Raw genomic sequence first — 19,021 nt, forward strand, 5'->3', positions numbered from 1 at the left:
GGCGTCACTCCGCCTGGAGCACCAGCAGGGCGAGATCGTCCTCGGGCAGGCCGCCGCCGAAGTCGTGCACCAGACGGCTGATCCGTTCCGCGATCCGCTCGGCGCTGAGCCCGACGCAGCCGGCCAGGGCGTGCGCGAGGCCGTCGCCGTCGTCGAACTGGCGGGAGCCGGAGCGCCGCTCGGTCACGCCGTCGGTGACGCACAGCAGGCTGTCGCCGGACCGCAGCTCCAGCGTCTCGCTGGTGTACGTCTCGTCCTCCACGACGCCGAGGAGGGTCTGCGGACGGGCCGCGGTGCGCACGCTTCCGTCCGGGCCGAGGACCAGCGGCAGCGGGTGGCCGGCGGAGGCGAGGGTGCAGCGCACGCCGCCGTCGTGCGGGGTCAGCTCGCCGTAGAGCAGGGACAGGAAGCGGGTCTGCGGGCCGTCCCCGAAGGCCGGCCGGCCGCCGGCGGTGACCAGGGCGCGGGCGGCGGCGTCGGCGGCCTCGGTGGCGTCGTCCAGCAGGAGCTGGTTGAGGCGGTCCAGGACGTCCGCGACGCCGTACCCCTCGCGGGCCAGCAGGCGCAGCCAGGGGCGGGCCAGGCCGATCACGACGGCCGCCTCCGGGCCCTTGCCCTGGACGTCGCCCACGGCGAAGCACCAGCGTCCGTCGCCCGCCGGGAACAGGTCGTAGAAGTCGCCGCTGGGGCCGCCCTTGTCGCAGGGCTCGTAGACGAGCGCGCTGCTCACGCCCGGGATCTCGGCGACCGCGCCGGGCAGCAGGCCGCGCTGCAGGACGGCGCTGATGGTGGCCTGGCGGGCGTACTGGCGGGCCGCGCCGATGGCGAGGGCCACCCGCCGGCTGAGGTCCTCCACCAGGCCGGTGATCTCCTCGGGGAAGCCCGCGGGCCCGCACCGGCCGATGATCAGCGTGCCGAGCGGCCGGCCGCCCGCGACCAGCCGGTACGACAGGGCCGTGCCCTGGGCGCCGTGCGGGCCGAGCGCGTGGCCGGGCCAGGGGTAGGGCTCGGGACCGGAGCGCGCTCCGTCCGGCGGCCGCGGCGGCTCCTTCTCCAGGGCGCACCGCAGTTCCTCGATGCGGGCCTCGCTGGCGTGCCAGACCCGGGCGGGGCCGTCGCAGACGCCGCCGCGCACGGACGCCTCGTCCTCCAGCCAGACCGCGCACCAGTCGGCGAGCCGGGGCACGATGAGCTGGCCGGTGAGCGCGGCGACCAGGTTCTCGTCGAGCTGTCCGGCGAGCAGGTCGGAGGCCTCGGCGAGGAAGGACAGGGCGCCCCGGCCGAGCCAGTCCCGGTCACCCTCGGCGCGGTGCGGCAGCGGGGCGAGGTCCCCGGCGACCTCCAGGGCGGGATCCGGGGCGGGTCCGTCCAGGGCGTCGCTGCCGCCGGGCGGCAGCCGGGCCCAGACGGTCTTGGTGCCGGCGCGGTAGGTGACGCCCCAGGACTCGGCGAGCGTGGCGACCAGGCGCAGGCCGCGCCCGTACTCGGCCGTGTCGTACGGCCCCTCGCCCGCCGACGCGTCCCGGGGCGCGCGGGACGGGTGCCGGTCGCGCACCTCGATCACGAACGCGCCGCCGTCCTCCAGCAGCCAGTCGACCCGCACCTCGGTGCCGGCGTGCACGACGGCGTTGGTGACCAGCTCGCTCACCACGGCCATGGCGTCGTCGGCCAGCCGCGGGGAGACGCCGGGCGCGTGGTCCAGCGCGGCCCGCACCAGCGCGCGGGCCGAGCCGGGGGCGAGAGGGCTGCCGGGCAGCGTGGCCCGGCCCCGCACCTGGCCGGGCGGGGAGCCGTTCTCCCGCTGCGTCGGTATGGCCGCCATGTCCATGCGGCCAGGGTGACAGACCGGGGGCGCCTATAAGCGGGCAGTTACCGAAGTGGACAGAAGACGGCGGCTTTTGAGCGCCGGTGAGCGGCTGAGGGGCACCGGGGGCCGCCTCGGGCCGCACAACGGACCGGCCGCTCCCTGAGGGCTACTGCTCCCGGGTCCCGGCGTACATCTCCTCGATGAGGTTCCGGTACTCCCGCTCCACCACCGGCCGCTTCAGTTTCAGGCTCGGCGTGATCTCGCCGTGCTCCACGTCGAGGTCGCGCGGCAGCAGCCGGAACTTCTTGATGGTCTGCCAGCGCTGGAGACCGGCGTTGAGCTGCCGCACGTACCCGTCGACCAGCTCCACCGTCTGCGGCGCGGCGACGATCTCGGCGTACGGCCGGCCCGCCAGGCCGTTGTCCTTCGCCCACTCCCGGATTGCGCTCTCGTCCAGGGCGATCAGGGCCGTGCAGTAGTTCCGGTCGGCGCCGTGCACGAGGATGTTGGACACGTACGGGCACACCGCCTTGAACTGGCCCTCGACCTCGGCCGGGGCGACGTACTTGCCGCCGGAGGTCTTGATGAGGTCCTTCTTGCGGTCGGTGATGCGCAGATAGCCGTCGGGCGACAGCTCCCCGATGTCGCCGGTGTGGAACCAGCCGTCGGACTCCAGCACCTCGGCGGTCTTCTGGGGCTGCTGGTGGTAGCCCTGCATGATGCCGGGGCCGCGCAGCAGGATCTCGCCGTCGCCGGCGATGCGGACCTCGGTGCCGGGCAGCGGCTTGCCGACCGTGCCGGTGCGGTAGGCCTCGCCCGGGTTGACGAAGGAGGCCGCGGAGGTCTCGGTGAGGCCGTAGCCCTCCAGGATGTGGATGCCGGCGCCGGCGAAGAAGTAGCCGATCTCGGGCGAGAGCGCGGAGGCGCCGGAGACACAGGCGCGCAGCCGGCCGCCGAACGCCTCGCGCAGCTTGCCGTAGACGAGGGCGTCGGCGGCCTTGTGCCGGGCGGCGAGCCCGAAGGGCGCCGAGGCGGTGCCGGTGCGGCGGAAGTTGTCCTGGGTGACCTTGGCGTACTCGCGGGCGACCTCGGCGGCCCACTGGAAGATCCGGTACTTGGCCGCGCCGCCCTCGCGGGCCTTGGCCGCGACGCCGTTGTAGACCTTCTCGAAGATGCGCGGCACGGCCGCCATGTACGTCGGCCGCACCACCGGCAGATTCTCGATGATCTTGTCGACGCGGCCGTCCACGGCGGTGACGTGCCCGACCTCGATCTGGCCGGAGGTGAGCACCTTGCCGAAGACGTGCGCGAGCGGCAGCCACAGGTACTGCGTGTCGTCCATGGTGATCAGGCCGGTCGCCGCGATGGCCTTGGCCATGTACGCCCAGTTGTCGTGCGGCAGGCGCACGCCCTTGGGGCGGCCGGTGGTGCCCGAGGTGTAGATCAGGGTGGCGAGCTGGTCCCTGGTGATCGCGCCGACCCGCTCCTTGATGAGCTGCGGGTGCTGCTCCAGATAGGCGGTGCCGCGCTCCTCCAGCTCGGCGAGGGTGGTCACCCAGTCGCCCGTCTCCACCCCGGCCGGGTCGATCACCACGACCTTGGCCAGGGCGGGCAGCTCGGCGCGCTTCTCCACGGCCTTGGCGAGCTGGGCCGCGTCCTCGGCGATCAGCACCCGGCTCTCGGAGTCGGAGAGGATGAACGCGGACTCGTCGGCGTTGGTCTGCGGATAGACCGTGGTGGTGGCGCCGCCGGCGCACATGATGGCCAGGTCGGCGAGGATCCACTCGACCCGGGTGGAGGAGGCGAGCGCCACCCGCTGCTCGGCCTCGATGCCCAGCTCGATGAGCCCGGCCGCGATCGCGTACACCCGGTCGGCCGCCTGCGCCCAACTGAGCGACGCCCAGTCGTCGGGGCCCTGGCCCGCGGCGGGCGGGACCGGGTAGCGGTAGGCCTCCGCGTCCGGTGTGGACGCCACGCGCTCCAGGAAGAGGGCCGCCACGGACGGCGGACGGTTCTCGATCAGAATCTGTGTGTCGCTCACGACATCCTCCGGGGGCCCGCGACGGTGCGGCTGACTCGGTGCGGCTGGTTGACTCACTGTGGGGGTGCGGATCGTTGTTTAACTCACCAGTAACTAGCGAGCAGGCATCAGGGTAAGGCGCGACCGCCCGCTGCGTAAGGGGCACCGGCCTGTCACTTTCCCCGCACGGCGGTGCCCGGGACGCGCGGGGGCCCGCCGCGCTTTCGCACGGCGGGCCCCCGCATGCCCGGTTTGCCGTCGTGACCGACCGCTACCCCCGGTTACTTCTTGCTCTTGGTCGACCCCGCGCTGTCATCGCTGGACAGGACGGCGATGAAGGCTTCCTGCGGAACCTCCACGGAACCCACCATCTTCATCCGCTTCTTGCCTTCCTTCTGCTTCTCCAGCAGCTTCCGCTTGCGCGAGATGTCACCGCCGTAGCACTTGGCGAGGACGTCCTTGCGGATGGCGCGGATGGTCTCGCGGGCGATGACCCGGGAGCCGACGGCGGCCTGCACCGGCACCTCGAAGTTCTGCCGCGGGATCAGCTCCTTGAGCCGGGCGACGAGCCGCACGCCGTACGCGTACGCCTGGTCCTTGTGGGTGATCGCCGAGAAGGCGTCCACCTTGTCGCCGTGCAGCAGGATGTCCACCTTGACCAGGGAGCTGCTCTGCTCGCCCGTGGTCTCGTAGTCCAGCGAGGCGTAGCCGCGGGTCTTGGACTTCAGCTGGTCGAAGAAGTCGAAGACGATCTCCGCGAGCGGCAGGGTGTAGCGGATCTCCACCCGGTCCTCGGAGAGGTAGTCCATGCCGAGCAGCGTGCCGCGCCGGGTCTGGCACAGCTCCATGATCGCGCCGATGAACTCGGTGGGCGCCAGGATCGTCGCCCGCACGACCGGCTCGAAGACCTCGTCGATCTTCCCCTCGGGGAACTCGCTCGGGTTGGTGACGGTGACCTCGCTGCCGTCCTCCAAGATCACGCGGTAGACCACGTTCGGGGCGGTGGCGATCAGGTCGAGACCGAACTCGCGCTCCAGCCGCTCCCGGATCACGTCCAGGTGCAGCAGGCCGAGGAAGCCGACGCGGAAGCCGAAGCCGAGCGCGGCGGAGGTCTCCGGCTCGTACACCAGCGCGGCGTCGTTGAGCTGGAGCTTGTCCAGCGCCTCGCGCAGCTCGGGGTAGTCCGAGCCGTCCAGCGGATACAGACCGGAGAAGACCATCGGCTTCGGGTCCTTGTACCCGCCGAGCGCCTCGGTCGCGCCCTTGTGCTGGCTGGTGACGGTGTCGCCGACCTTGGACTGGCGGACGTCCTTCACGCCGGTGATGAGGTACCCCACCTCACCGACGCCGAGACCGTCGGCCGGCAGCATCTCGGGCGAGCTGACGCCGATCTCCAGCAGCTCGTGGGTGGCGCCGGTCGACATCATCCGGATGCGCTCGCGCCGGTTGAGCTGGCCGTCGATGACACGGACGTACGTCACGACACCGCGGTACGAGTCGTAGACCGAGTCGAAGATCATCGCGCGGGCGGGGGCGTCGGCGACCCCGACCGGCGCCGGGATCTCCTTGACGGCCTTGTTCAGCAGCGCGTCCACGCCGAGACCGGTCTTCGCCGAGACCTTGAGCACGTCCTCCGGGTCGCAGCCGACCAGGTTCGCCAGCTCCTCGGCGAACTTCTCCGGCTGCGCGGCCGGCAGGTCGATCTTGTTCAGCACCGGGATGATCGTGAGGTCGTTCTCCATCGCCAGGTACAGGTTGGCGAGGGTCTGCGCCTCGATGCCCTGGGCGGCGTCGACGAGGAGGATGGTTCCCTCGCAGGCGGCCAGCGACCGCGAGACCTCGTAGGTGAAGTCGACGTGCCCCGGGGTGTCGATCATGTTGAGGATGTGGGTCGTGCCCTGGTCGGGGCCCTCGGTGGGGGCCCAGGGCAGACGCACCGCCTGGGACTTGATCGTGATGCCGCGCTCGCGCTCGATGTCCATCCGGTCGAGGTACTGAGCACGCATCTGCCGCTGCTCGACCACACCGGTCAGCTGGAGCATCCGGTCGGCGAGCGTGGACTTGCCGTGGTCGATGTGCGCGATGATGCAGAAGTTGCGGATCAGAGCCGGGTCGGTACGGCTCGGCTCGGGCACATGGTTAGGGGTCGCGGGCACGCAGGGTCCTGTCTCTTGAGGCGCCTTATGCCTCGGGTCGGATCGTTACGTAGTCTCCATGGTCCCACGGGCAGGGACCGGGGGCCGTTTTGGGCCGTCCGGAGCGCCACTGGTACTGTAGATGGCTGCGCCTCATGCCCTCTCAGCGCGAGGCGCGACTCATCAGTTCGGATCATCGGTACGGGACCCGTGCGGCCCCGTGCCTGAACCTGAAAAGGCTCCTTCGTGGCGAACATCAAGTCCCAGATCAAGCGGAACAAGACCAACGAGAAGGCCCGGCTGCGCAACAAGGCCGTCAAGTCCTCCCTGAAGACCGCGATCCGCAAGGCTCGCGAGGCCGCTGCCGCGGGTGACACCGAGAAGGCCACCGAGCTGCAGCGCGCTGCCGCGCGTGCGCTCGACAAGGCCGTCTCGAAGGGTGTCATCCACAAGAACCAGGCCGCCAACAAGAAGTCGGCGCTTGCTTCCAAGGTCACGTCCCTCTAGGGCCGAACCTCCCTTTTGATCTGATCGCCGGAGGGACCCAGAGCGGGCCCTCTCTCATCCGCTCCCGTCCGGCACAACGAGCCTGTTCGCGGCCTGCGTTCGCCACGCGGGAACGGGCTCAACGGTTTCATCCGACGGCCCCGGCGCCCCGTTCTTCCCCAAGACGGATGCCGGGGCCTTCGGCATGCCGCCGCACCTGCCCGGCAGCGCGGTTTCATCTTGGCGGCAGCGGGGGCCTGCCCATCCGGACGGCGGACCTGTCTCCGCGGCGTCGCGGGCCTGCCTGCCCGGACGGCGGGCCTGCCTCCGCGGCGTCGCGGGCCTGCCTGCCCGGACGGCGGGCCTGTCTCCGCGGCGTCGCGGGCCTGCCTTCGCGGCACCGGGGGCCTGCCTGCCCGGGCCGTGGGCCTACCTCCGCAGCACCGCGGACCCGGCCAGCCGGCACCCGGCAGCGCGGGTCCCGGATCGCGGGCGCGTCTCCGGGGGATCGTGGGCCTACCTTCGCGGCGTCGCGGGCCTACCTCCCCGGACCGCGGGCCGGCCTTCGCGGCACCGCGGGGCTATCTCTGCGGCACCGTGGGCGCACCTCCTGGCACCGGGGGCCTGGCCAGCCCGGCACCCGGCAGCGCGGGCCCGGATCGCGGGCGCGTCTCCGGGGGATCGTGGGCCTACCTTCGCGGCGTCGCGGGCCTACCTCCCCGGACCGCGGGCCGGCCTTCGCGGCACCGCGGGGCTATCTCTGCGGCACCGTGGGCGCACCTCCTGGCACCGCGGGCCTGCCACCTCGGCAGCGGGGCCCCGAATCGCGGGCCTGCCTCCGCGGCACCGTGGACTCGGCCACCCCGGCACCCGGCAGCGCGGGCCCGGACCGCGGGCGCGTCTCCGGGGGATCGTGGGACGGTCAGCCGCGGCCTCGGGATCTTGCGGCCCGGGCGATCACCACGACCGCCTTCTCCAGCGCGTACTCGGGGTCGTCGCCGCCGCCCTTCACGCCCGCGTCGGCCTCCGCGACCGCACGGAGCGCCACCGAGACCCCGTCCGGCGTCCAGCCCCGCATCTGCTGGCGCACCCGGTCGATCTTCCACGGCGGCATGCCCAGCTCACGCGCCAGATCGGCCGGCCGGCCGCCCCGGGCCGAGGACAGCTTGCCGATCGCCCGGACGCCCTGCGCCAGCGCGCTGGTGATCAGCACCGGCGCCACGCCCGTCGCCAGCGACCATCTCAGCGCCTCCAGCGCCTCCGCCGTACGCCCCTCCACGGCCCGGTCGGCGACCGTGAAGCTGGACGCCTCGGCGCGCCCCGTGTAGTACCGCCCGACGACGGCCTCGTCGATCGTGCCTTCCACGTCGGCGACCAACTGCGACACCGCCGAGGCCAGCTCCCGCAGATCGCTCCCGATGGCGTCGCAGAGCGCCTGGCACGCCTCGGGCGCGGCCGACCGTCCGAGGGTGCGGAACTCGCCGCGCACGAAGGCCAGCCGGTCCGCAGGCTTGGTCATCTTCGGGCAGGCCACCTCCCGCGCGCCCGCTTTGCGCGCGGCGTCCAGCAGTCCCTTGCCCTTGGCGCCACCGGCGTGCAGCAGCACGAGCGTGATCTCCTCCGCGGGCGAGCCGAGGTACGCCTTCACGTCCTTGACCGTGTCGGCGGAAAGATCCTGCGCGTTGCGCACGACCACGACCTTGCGCTCCGCGAAGAGCGAGGGGCTGGTCAGCTCGGCGAGCGTGCCGGGCTGGAGCTGGTCCGGGGTGAGGTCACGCACGTCCGTGTCGGCGTCGGCGGCCTTGGCGGCGGCCACCACCTCCCGCACGGCACGGTCGAGCAGGAGGTCCTCCTGGCCCACGGCGAGGGTCACCGGGGCGAGAGGGTCGTCGTTCGCACTTTTCCTGGCCATCGCCTAAAGCATCCCACGCGGCACTGACAGCGGCCGGGGCCCATACGTCCGTCCGGTGCCGGTTCAGGGGCCCGTGTGTCCGGTGCCGGTTCAGGGCTCCTCGCGCCAGCCGTCCCACTCGCCCGCGAACGCGTCCAGCTCGGCCGGGTCCAGCCGTTCGCGCTCGTCACGCAGGACCACGAGCCACTGGGCGTCCTCGGCGTCGTCCTCGCCGGCCAGCGCGTCCCGGACCAGCCGGGGCTCCTCGTCGATCCCGAACCGCTGCCCGAGCGCCTCGGCCGCCTCCTCCGCGGCGTCGCGGTCGGGCAGCACCAGCACGTGTCTCACATCGCTCACCGCCCCATTCTCCGGTACGGCTGCGAGCCGGCCGGCCCGGGGCAGGACGGGTGTGCCGGGTTCCGCGGGGGTCAGTTCTTCGGCACGATCTGGACGTCCAGGTCGACGCGGATGCTCGGTCCGACCACCGCGATGCCCCGGGCCAGCATCGACTGCCAGCTCACCGTGAAGTCGTCGCGGTGCAGCTCGGTGGTGGCCCGGCAGGCGGCCCGCGTCTCGCCCTCCATGCCGTTGCCGAGTCCGAGGTACTCGGTGTCGAGCGTGACCGTGCGGGTCACGCCGTGCAGCGACAGCGCCCCGGTGACCGCCCACCGGCTGCCACCCCTGTGCACGAACCGGTCGCTGTAGAACTCCAGCGTCGGGAACCGCCCCACGTCCAGGAAGTCCGCCGACCGCAGGTGGTCGTCGCGCATCCGGACCCTCGTGTCGATGGACGCCGCGTCGATCACGACGTGCATCGCCGACTGTTCCATCCGCTCGGCGATCCGCACGACGCCGGCGAAGGAGTTGAACCGCCCGTGGACCAGGGCGAGTCCGATGTGCCGCGCGGTGAAGGCGATCGAGGAGTGCGCGGGTTCCACGTCCCAGTCGCCCGGCGCGGGCGGGGCCGGCGGCTGGGCCACCTGAAGGATCACATCGCCCAGCGAGGCGAGGGAGTTCTCGCCGACCAGCGCGGTGGCCCGGTACGGCGCGTACCCCTCCGCCCCCACCGCGATCCGGTACTCCCCCGCCGGCAGCGTGGCCACGAACAGCCCGTACGGGTCCGTCCCGCCGGACACCACCCGGCGGCCCAGGGAGTCACTGACCGTCAGCTCCGCGCCGTGCACCGGCTCGTCGACCGGGTCGACCACCCGGCCGCTGAGCACCCCGGCACCCGGTGGTGTGCGCAACGCCGCCAGGGGGCCCGTCCGTTGCCCGCGGTTCGCTCGGTCACCCAGCCAACGGCCGAACATCAACGACACCCCTGTACGCCTCGACGTGATCCCTTGCCGAAGATCCATTCGATCACCGATGCGGCTTTCGAGGCAACACGGTCCCACATCTCAGGAATGCGGGGCATGCGCCGGGAGTGGGCCGAATTGGCCGCGCGGGCCCGGTTTCCGCGCCGCCGGCCCACGACGGGCGCCGACGGTGGGCTCAGTGCTCGCTCGTCACCCGTATCCGCCCCTGCCGCCCGCCGGTCCCGGTGATCGCCAGCGCGCCGTCCTTGTCGGTGCGCAGGACCGTCGCCCCGGCGGTCCGCAGCGCGGCCAGCGTCACCGGTGCCGGATGGCCGTAGGGGTTGCCGGCGCCCGCGGAGACGAGGGCCACCCGGGGCGCCGCGCGCCGCAGCAGCCGCGGGTCCTGGTAGGCCGAGCCGTGGTGGGCCACCTTCAGGACGTCGACCCCGGCCAGGCCGGCCGCCGCCGGGGACCGCAGCAGTGCCTGCTGGGCCGGTGGTTCGAGGTCTCCGAGCAGCAGCAGCCGCAGTCCGCCCGTGCGGACGAGCAGCGCGACGCTGGCGTCGTTCGGCCCCTCCGGCGCGAAGAGGACGCCCCCCGGCTGAACCGGCGGCACCCGCGGTCCGGGTGCCGTTCCCGTCCAGGCGGGCGCTGCCGTCCCGGCGGGCGCTGCCATCCCTAGGGCCGCTCCCGTCCCGGTGTGCGATCCCGTCCCGGCAGGGGTGCGTGGCCCGGTGTGCGGCGGTGGTGGCCACAGGACCCGCCAGGTGAGCGGTCCGGTGCGCCGTTCCTCTCCCGCGACGGCCGTCGTGACCGGGATGTGCCGCTCGGCCGCCTGCCGGTGGACGAACTCCGCCTGGTCCGCCGGTTCCGCCAGCCCCGTGGTCTCGATCGCGGCCACCGAGCGGCCCCGCAGGATGCCGGGCAGTCCCGCGACGTGGTCGGCGTGGAAGTGGGTGAGGAGCAGCAGCGGAACGCGGGTGACACCGAGCCGCCGCAGGCAGTCGTCGACCAGTCCCGGGTCGGGTCCGGCGTCCACGACCACCGCGGCTCCCCCGCCGGCCGCCAGCACCGTCGCGTCGCCCTGTCCGACGTCGCACATCGCGAACCGCCAGCCCGGCGGCGGCCAGCCGGTGATCACCCGGGTCAGCGGGGCCGGCCGCGTCACGAGGAGCACGAGCAGCACGCCGAGCGGCACGCACCACCCGGGGTGCCGTACCAGTCTCCGCCCGGCCAGGACGACGGCCACGGTGACCGCCGCGAGCGCCAGGGCCCCCGGCCAGCTCCCCGGCCAGTCCACGCCCGCGCCGGGCAGCGCCGCCCCGGTCCGGGCGACCCCGGCGATCCACCCGGCCGGCCACCTCGCGCACCAGGCCAGCGCCTCGGCCGCCGGCATCGCCACCGGTGCCGTCGCGAGCGCCGCGAACCCCAGCACGGTGGCCGGTGCCACCGCCACCTCGGCCAGCAGATTGCAGGGCACCCCCACCAGGCTCACCCGGGCCGACAGCACCGCCACCACCGGCGCGCACACGGCCTGCGCCGCGGCAGCCGCCGCCAGCGCCTCGGCCAGCCGCGGCGGCACCCGGCGTCGCCGCAGCGCCTCGCTCCAGCCCGGCGCCAGCACCAGCAGCGCGCCGGTGGCCAGCACCGACAGCAGGAAGCCGTAACCGCGGGCCAGCCACGGGTCGTACAGCACCAGCAGCAGCACGGCCGTGGCCAGGGCCGGGACCAGCGATCTGCGGCGCCCGGTGGCGAGCGCGAGCAGTGCGACCGCGCCGCAGGCCGCGGCCCGCAGCACGCTGGGGTCGGGCCGGCAGACGACCACGAAGCCCAGCGTCAGCGCTCCCGCGAGCAGGGCCGTCGCCCGCAGTGACAGCCCCAGACGCGGGGCGAGGCCACGGCGCTCCGCGCGCTGGGCCAGCCCCGGCGGCCCGATGAGCAGCGCGAGCAGGACGGTGAGGTTGCTGCCGGAGACGGCGAGGGTGTGCGCCAGGTCCGTCTCCTCGAAGGCGTGCTCCAGCTCGGGTGTGATCCGCGAGGTGTCCCCGACGACCAGTCCGGGAAGCAGCGCCCGCGCGTCTCCCGGCAGGTCCTCGGTCGCCTCCCGCAGACCGGCCCGGAGTCTCCCGGCGAGCCGTTGCGGCCCGCTCGGCCCCGCCACGATCCGAGGCCGGGGCCGGCCGCGCACCCGGAGCACGGCCGCTGTCCGGTCGCCGCCCGCGAGCGCGGGTGCCAGCCGTCCGCCCACCTGGAGCCGGGTGGACGGCAGCAGCCCGAGCCAGGCGGCGCGCGCACCCGGCCCGTGCCCTCCGGCGCCGGCTGGCGGTCCGGGGTTCCGGTCGCCCGCGGCGCTCCCTTCCGGTGCCGGGACGTCCGCGTCGACGACGAGCAGCACCGGTGTCCGGGTCCGCGCCCGGCTCCCGTCCGCCGTCTCCACGCTCCGTAGGTCGGCCCGTGCCAGCACCGCCACGGGCGCCGTGTGATCGCCGCGCACCCGTGGTCTGCTCAGCCAGGGGTCGCCGGTCAGTTCGGCCTCGACGGTGACGCTCGCGGACCGCCGGGCCAGTTCGGGCACCGGGCCGCGCCGCACGTCGGCCCCGTGCAGTCCGGCGGAGACGGCCGCCGCGGCGGAGCAGAGCAGCGCCGCGGCGACGGCGGTCCGCGCCCAGCGCAGCCGCCCGTGCGTCCGGCCGGGCCGTTCCCGCGCCCGGAACCGTCCCGGTCGCCGCACCGACAGCAGGAGGACGCCACCGGTCAGGCAGACGACGGCGGTCGCGGTGGTCCAGGCCGGCGACGCGTCCACGGCCAGGGCCGCCGTACCCCAGGCCGCGAGCGCCGGCGGCACCAGGCGCAGGTCCAGGGGATCGCTCCGGCCGGTGTGCACGGGCCCCTGCCGCTCGGGCTCGGCACGCGGGCCGGCCACGGCGAGCGCGCGGCTCACGGCCGCACCAGGTCGCGCAGATCGGTGAACCGGCGGTCGCCGATGCCGTCGACCTCGCGCAGTTCGTCCACGGAGCGGAAACCGCCGTGCCGGGTGCGGTAGTCGATGATGTGCTGGGCCAGGACCGGGCCGACTCCGGGCAGGGTGTCGAGCTGGTCCGCGGTGGCGGTGCCGAGGGAGACCGGCACCGCCGGACCCGCACCGGTGGCTCCGGGGAGGGACCCGGCCGCCGGACCGGGCGCGGCGGCGCCGGCGGGCGAGCCGACGACGACCTGTTCGCCGTCGACCAGGAAACGGGCCCGGTTCAGCCCTGCCAGGCTCACACCCGGCCGGACCCCGCCCGCGGCGCGCAACGCGTCGGCCACCCGGGCGCCGGCCGGCAGCCGCAGGATTCCCGGTTTGCGGACCTTGCCGCCGACATCCACGACGATCTGCGCGCCGGGTGTCGCCGACGTCTCCCCGGACGGTCCGGCCGCCGCCGCCTCGGTCTTCGTCGTCAAGGGCGCCGGGCTGCGCACCACCTGAGGGGCGCTCACGGACCGGGTCCGGCCCGTCCAGAAGTGCTGCGCGGCGAGAACGGCCGCGGCCACGAGCACCACGGTGAGCGCCACGACGGCCCGCCGCTCCACGCCGTACCGTGCCTGGAGCCAGAGCGGCAGCCGCTCCCGCACCGCCAGTCCGGCACGCTCCCGCCAGCCGGAAGCCGCGGGCGCCTCGGGCTCCCCGGGCTCCCCGGACCTTCCTGGCTCCCCCGATCCTCCCCACCCGTCAGCTCCGTCAGATCCGTCAGACTCGTCGGGCCGTGCGGGCCCCTCGCGCCGCTCCGACCCCGCCCTCGCGGCGAATCCGGCGCCCCTCTCCGCCCCCACCCCAGACGCCCCGGACGCCCCGGACCCAACAGGCGGCGCAGAGCCCACAAAGCCGTCAGATCCCGCGGGGACCTCCGCCTCCGGCAGACCCGCGAGCGCTCCCCGCCCCGGTGGCGCCTTGCCCGACTCCCGCCAGGGCGAGGCCCGTTCGCCGAAGAGGAGTTCCGCCCGGCGGCGCAGTTCGTCCGCCGGGGCGGGCGGGCGGTGGCGGGTGCGGGGAGGTCCGGGGGTGCGGTGGTGGCGGACGCGGCCGTCGGAGCCGGGGCCACGGCCCGGGCCGCTGGTCGGGGTCGCGGTGCGGGGACGGGATCGAAGTGCCATGGGACGAGCATGGATGATCGCGCCGCCCCACGGAGTTCGTGGTGAATTACCGTGTATGACGGCCCGGTTGTGGAAAACTCCGCCACCCGTACGAGTGAAGCGGACCGGCGCGCGGGCCTCCCCGCGGGAGCCCGGGACCGCGTCCGCCCGTCAGCGGGGCGAGACGACCGCGCCCAGCAGACCGGGCCCGGTGTGCGCCCCGATCACCGCTCCGACCTCGCTGACATGCAGGTCGGCCAGGCCCGGGACGCGTGCGCGCAGCCGGTCGGCGAGCGCGGCGGCACGGTCGGCGGCGGCGAGGTGGTGCACGGCGATGTCCACCTCGGCGTTGCCCGCCCGTTCGGCGGCGAGTTCCTCCAGGCGCGCGATCGCCTTGGACGCCGTACGCACCTTTTCGAGCGGCCCGATACGGCCGTCTTCGAGCTGGAGGAGGGGTTTGACGGCGAGCGCGGAGCCCAGCAGTGCCTGGGCGGCGCCGATGCGGCCGCCGCGGCGCAGATAGTCGAGGGTGTCGACGTAGAAGTAGGCGCAGGTGCCCGAGGCGCGTTTCTCGGCGGCCGTGACGACCTGGTCCACCGTGTCGCCCGCCTCCGCGGCCTCGGCCGCCGCGAGCGCGCAGAAGCCGAGCGCCATCGCGACCATTCCGGTGTCCACGACCCGCACGGGCACCGGTGCCTCGCGCGCCGCGAGGACCGCCGCGTCGTAGGTGCCGGACAGTTCGGCGGACAGGTGCAGGGAGACGATGCCGTCCGCGCCGGCCGCGGCGATCCTGCGGTAGGTCTCCGCGAACACCTGGGGGCTGGGGCGGGAGGTGGTGACCGGGCGCCGCTTCTGCAGCGCCTGGGCGAGGGAGCGGGTGGAGATCTCGGTGCCCTCTTCCAGGGCCTGGTCGCCGAGGACCACGGTCAGCGGCACCGCGGTGATGCCATGACGCTCCATCGCCCGGGGCGGCAGATAGGCCGTTGAATCGGTGACGATCGCGACATGGGGGGACATGGGCTGGAGGTTACCTGGCGTAGTGCTCGCTCGGCAGCCCGGCCCCGGCCGGGTGGCCGTGGCGCGGGCGGCTCATGTGGTGCTCTCGGGACGGGGTTTCCGCTGCCAGGGGGCGGCCGGGCGCCAGGCCGGCGCGGCGATCGCCTCCGGAGCGGACTCCTCGGCGGCGCGGGCTTCCGCCGTCTCCGGCCGGGGCGCTCCGGCGGCGGAGGCGTGCGCGCCGGGCCACTGCGGGGGCGCCTGGCCGGGCTCGGCCGGCGTCCAGTGGCGCAGGGCGCCGGCCTCGATGTCGATCTGGGCGCTGAGGGAGTCCAGATCGTCGTCGGAGAAGCGGCGGGCGCGGTCGCGCGCGGCCCACCGCAGCGAGTCCGCGGAGGCGGTGATCCGCTCGGTGCGCTCGCGCAGTCCGGGCAGGCGCGCGGCGAGCGTGGCCCGGTCCGGCTCGGTCTCCAGGCGCTTGAGGTCGGCGTCCAGGTCGCGCCCGTGCTCGCTGAGCCGCTCGAACAGGCCGAGGGACTCCTTCAGCGACTCGTCCTCGGCCGCGCCCGCGCGCAGCGCGTCCTGGGTGGCGCGCAGGGAGGTGCGCAGCGCGAGCCGTAGCTGGGCGACCTCGCCGGCCGGTCCGGGCTGGACGAAGGACTTGGCGCGCAGGGTGTGGTCCTCGACCGTGCGGCGGGCCTGCGCGACGGTCCGGTCCACACCGCGCTTGGCGGCGCCCACGGCCTTGACCGTGGCGTAGGCGCCGAGGCCGACGAGGAGCAGGAAGAGCAGGGCGAACACGGTGAGCACTACTTCCATGGCGCTCCTCCTGCGGTCGGTGTGCTGTGCGCGGTCACGCTCTCCACGGTAAACGCAGCGGGCAGGCCCGGAGTTCCGCCGAAACCCCGAACCTGCCCGTAGGGGACTACCCTCAGCCGGTGCGCAGCGCCCGGTTCCGCCGCCCGGGACGGCACCCGGTGGCTACGCCGGGCCGGCGCCCGCGTGCCTACGCCGTGACGATGTTCACCAGCTTCGGCGCCCGCACGATCACCTTGCGGATGCCCGCGCCGCCCAGCGCCGCGACGACCTTCTCGTCGGCCAGCGCGGCCTTCTCCAGCTCCTCCTCGGAGATGGCCGGCGGGACCTCCAGCCGGGCCTTGACCTTGCCCTTGATCTGCACGACGCAGGTCACGGTCTCGTCGACGACGTAGGCCGGGTCGGCGACCGGGAAGTCCCGGTGGACGACCGAGTCGGTGTGGCCCAGCTTGCGCCACAGTTCCTCGGCGATGTGCGGGGCCAGCGGGGCGATCATCAGCACCAGCGGCTCGGCCACGGACCGCGGCACCGCGCCGCCGGACTTGGTCAGGTGGTTGTTCAGCTCGGTGACCTTGGCGATGGCGGTGTTGAAGCGCAGGCCCTCCAGGTCCTGGCGGACGCCGTCGACGGCCTTGTGCAGGGCGCGCAGGGTCTCCTCGTCGGGCTCGGCGCCGGTGACGGTGACCTCGCCGGTGGCCTCGTCGACGATGTTGCGCCACAGCCGCTGGAGCAGCCGGAACTGGCCGACCACCGCGCGCGTGTCCCACGGGCGGGAGACGTCCAGCGGGCCCATCGCCATCTCGTACAGGCGCAGCGTGTCGGCGCCGTACTCGGCGGCGATCTCGTCCGGAGTGACCGCGTTCTTCAGGGACTTGCCCATCTTGCCCAGCAGGCGGGTGACCTGCTCGCCCTGGTGGAAGTAGGCGCCGTCCCGCTCCTCGACCTCGGCGGCCGGCACCGCGATGCCCCGGCTGTCGCGGTAGACGTAGGCCTGGATCATGCCCTGGTTGAACAGCTTGTGGAACGGCTCCGCGGAGGAGACGTGTCCCAGGTCGTACAGGACCTTGGACCAGAAGCGCGCGTACAGCAGGTGCAGCACGGCGTGCTCGGCGCCGCCGACGTACAGGTCGACACCGCCGTGCGGCCGGTCCTCGCGCGGGCCCATCCAGTACCGCTCGATCTCCTGGTCGACCAGCGCGCGGTCGTTGTGCGGGTCCAGGTACCGGAACTCGTACCAGCAGGAGCCGGCCCAGTTGGGCATGGTGTTGGTCTCACGGCGGTACTTCCTGGGGCCGTCGCCCAGGTCCAGGGTGACGTGGACCCAGTCCTCGTTGCGCGACAGCGGCGTCTCGGGCTGGGTGTCGGCGTCGTCCGGGTCGAAGGTGCGCGGGCTGTAGTCCTCGACCTCGGGCAGCTCCAGCGGCAGCATCGACTCGGGCAGGGCGTGGGCGACGCCGTCCTCGTCGTAGACGATCGGGAAGGGCTCGCCCCAGTAACGCTGGCGGCTGAACAGCCAGTCGCGCAGCCGGAAGTTGACCGTGCCCTCGCCGATGCCCTCGCGCGCCAGCCACTCGGTGATGCGGGCCTTGGCCTCGGCCACGCCCAGGCCGTTCAGCCTGAGGTCGTCACGGTCGGAGTTGACGATCTTCGCGTCGTAGGAGACGAAGGCGTCGTCCCAGGCGGCGGGGTCGGTGCCGCGGCCGTCGGTCGGCTCGACCACACAGCGGACGGGCAGTTCGAAGGCGCGCGCGAAGGCGAAGTCGCGGCTGTCGTGACCGGGGACGGCCATGATCGCGCCGGTGCCGTAGCCCATCAGGACGTAGTCGGCGATGAAGACCGGGATGCGCTCGCCGGTGACCGGGTTGGTGGCGAACACGCCGGTGAAGACGCCGGTCTTGTCCTTGGCCTCGGCCTGCCGCTCGACGTCGGACTTCGAGGCGGCCTGCGCGCGGTAGGCGGCGACGGCCTCGGCCGGGGTGGCGTGGCCGCCGGTCCACACCGCGTGGGTGCCCTCGGGCCATGCCTCGGGGGTGAACTTCTCGACCAGCGGGTGCTCGGGCGCCAGCACCATGTAGGTGGCGCCGAACAGGGTGTCCGGGCGGGTGGTGAAGACCGTGATGCGCTCGCCGTCGACCGGGAAGTCGACGCGGGCGCCCTCGCTGCGGCCGATCCAGTTGCGCTGCTGGAGCTTGATGGCCTCGGGCCAGTCCAGCTCCTCCAGGTCCTCCAGCAGCCGGTCGGCGTAGGCGGTGATGCGCATGTTCCACTGGCGCAGCTTGGCCTTGAAGACCGGGTAGTTGCCGCGCTCGGAGCGGCCGTCGGCGGTGACCTCCTCGTTGGCCAGCACGGTGCCCAGGCCGGGACACCAGTTGACGGGCGCCTCGGAGGCGTAGGCCAGGCGGTACTCGCCCAGGACGTCGGCGCGCTCGCGGGCGCTCAGCTCGCTCCACGCGCGCGTGGTGCCCGGAACCGGCAGCTCACCGGACTCGAACCGGGCGACCAGCTCGGCGATCGGGCGGGCCTTGCGCGCCTCCTCGTCGTACCAGGAGTTGAAGATCTGCAGGAAGATCCACTGGGTCCACTTGTAGTACTCGGGGTCGATCGTGGCGAACGACCGGCGCTTGTCGTGGCCCAGGCCCAGCCGGCGCAGCTGGGACTTCATGTTCTCGATGTTGGCCTCGGTGGACACGCGCGGGTGCGTGCCGGTCTGCACGGCGTACTGCTCGGCGGGCAGGCCGAAGGCGTCGAAGCCCAGGGTGTGCAGGACGTTGTGGCCGGTCATGCGCTGGAACCGGGCGTAGACGTCGGTGGCGATGTAGCCCAGCGGGTGGCCGACGTGCAGGCCCGCGCCGGAGGGGTACGGGAACATGTCCATGATGAACTTCTTGGGCCGGGCGGCCAGCTCCGGGTCGCCCGCCAGGTCGCCCGTGGGGTTCGGCGCCGCGTAGGTGCCGTCGGCGTCCCAGAAGTCCTGCCAGCGTGCCTCGATCTCGGCCGCCAGGGCGGCCGTGTAGCGGTGCGGCGCGGCCTCCGCCGACGCGGCGGTGGCAGCGGGGTTCGTCTCGCTCATGATCCTCAAAGCTCCATCGATCGTCTCTGCCTGCGGAAATGAAAAAACCCCTCGCACAGGAGGGGACGCCGCGCCGATGCCGACCTCACGGCTGGACCGGGGGTCGGTACTGATCAGCGCGGCCCGCTAAGCAGAAGGCGTACGGCACGCATGGCGCTAGGGTACCGCAGCCCTTGAGCAGGTCGCGAGGCGCTTGCGTATCCCTGAGGGACATGTCACGAAGCCCGTCCGGCACTGAACAAAGGCCAGCGATTACCGCGCGTACCGCCCCCTAAGGGACACCGTCCTTCTCACATTGTCCGTTGATAACAACGCAATAACCCAAACCCCGTACCGATCGGTATGGCGCCACTTAGAGTGCGGCAGCGGGACCGCTTTCCCGGAACTGCTCG

The 19,021-nt window shown here is 73.6% G+C and carries 12 protein-coding genes; 1 reads left to right on the forward strand and 11 read right to left on the reverse strand.

Going from position 1 to position 19,021, the window contains the following annotated elements; all coding sequences use genetic code 11:
* Positions 1 to 4: 4 nt before the first annotated feature.
* The 3 genes from ACZ4SV_RS22795 to lepA all read right to left on the reverse strand — a co-directional run bounded on the left by ACZ4SV_RS22795 (position 5) and on the right by lepA (position 5,983).
* On the reverse strand, positions 5 to 1,822 hold the full coding sequence (locus tag ACZ4SV_RS22795) for a SpoIIE family protein phosphatase (protein WP_468006285.1): 1,818 nt from the start codon (positions 1,820 to 1,822) through the stop codon (positions 5 to 7).
* Between the two features lie 151 nt (positions 1,823 to 1,973).
* Positions 1,974 to 3,848 (reverse strand): AMP-dependent synthetase/ligase, encoded by a 1,875-nt coding sequence (locus tag ACZ4SV_RS22800; protein ID WP_468006171.1) that lies wholly within the window; start codon positions 3,846 to 3,848, stop codon positions 1,974 to 1,976.
* A 260-nt stretch (positions 3,849 to 4,108) separates the two neighbouring features.
* Complete coding sequence (gene lepA / locus ACZ4SV_RS22805; protein WP_365875154.1) at positions 4,109 to 5,983, reverse strand: translation elongation factor 4; 1,875 nt, start codon at positions 5,981 to 5,983, stop codon at positions 4,109 to 4,111.
* A 225-nt stretch (positions 5,984 to 6,208) separates the two neighbouring features.
* Between lepA and rpsT the strand changes: the two genes are divergently transcribed.
* A complete protein-coding gene (rpsT, locus tag ACZ4SV_RS22810) occupies positions 6,209 to 6,469 on the forward strand; it encodes a 30S ribosomal protein S20 (protein WP_365875152.1) in 261 nt (86 codons plus the stop codon).
* 901 nt (positions 6,470 to 7,370) lie between these two features.
* Here rpsT and holA read toward each other — a convergent pair.
* From holA to leuS, 8 genes are all read right to left on the reverse strand, one after another.
* Positions 7,371 to 8,360 (reverse strand): DNA polymerase III subunit delta, encoded by a 990-nt coding sequence (gene holA / locus ACZ4SV_RS22815; RefSeq protein WP_365875151.1) that lies wholly within the window; start codon positions 8,358 to 8,360, stop codon positions 7,371 to 7,373.
* Between the two features lie 90 nt (positions 8,361 to 8,450).
* Positions 8,451 to 8,696, reverse strand: a complete 246-nt coding sequence (locus tag ACZ4SV_RS22820) for a hypothetical protein (RefSeq protein WP_365875149.1) — start codon at positions 8,694 to 8,696, stop codon at positions 8,451 to 8,453.
* 71 nt (positions 8,697 to 8,767) lie between these two features.
* Positions 8,768 to 9,649, reverse strand: coding sequence for a YceI family protein (locus ACZ4SV_RS22825; protein ID WP_468006172.1), 882 nt, complete (start codon positions 9,647 to 9,649; stop codon positions 8,768 to 8,770).
* A 184-nt stretch (positions 9,650 to 9,833) separates the two neighbouring features.
* Entirely contained in the window at positions 9,834 to 12,578 is a 2,745-nt protein-coding gene (locus ACZ4SV_RS22830; protein WP_468006173.1) for a ComEC/Rec2 family competence protein, read from the reverse strand.
* Entirely contained in the window at positions 12,575 to 13,495 is a 921-nt protein-coding gene (locus ACZ4SV_RS22835) for a ComEA family DNA-binding protein (RefSeq protein ID WP_468006286.1), read from the reverse strand. The genes ACZ4SV_RS22830 and ACZ4SV_RS22835 overlap by 4 nt, the downstream gene beginning before the upstream one ends.
* Before the next feature lie 423 nt (positions 13,496 to 13,918).
* Positions 13,919 to 14,764 carry a DegV family protein gene (locus ACZ4SV_RS22840; RefSeq protein WP_365875143.1) on the reverse strand — a complete coding sequence of 282 codons (846 nt, stop codon included), beginning with the start codon at positions 14,762 to 14,764 and terminating at the stop codon, positions 13,919 to 13,921.
* Positions 14,765 to 14,836: 72 nt separating this feature from the next.
* The gene (locus ACZ4SV_RS22845) at positions 14,837 to 15,562 is read right to left on the reverse strand and encodes a hypothetical protein (protein ID WP_468006174.1); all 726 of its coding nucleotides are present in this window, start codon (positions 15,560 to 15,562) and stop codon (positions 14,837 to 14,839) included.
* Positions 15,563 to 15,749: 187 nt separating this feature from the next.
* Positions 15,750 to 18,629 (reverse strand): leucine--tRNA ligase, encoded by a 2,880-nt coding sequence (gene leuS, locus ACZ4SV_RS22850; protein WP_468006175.1) that lies wholly within the window; start codon positions 18,627 to 18,629, stop codon positions 15,750 to 15,752.
* Between the last annotated feature and the right edge of the window lie 392 nt (positions 18,630 to 19,021).

The organism is Streptomyces sp. NPDC027672 (assembly GCF_055566335.1).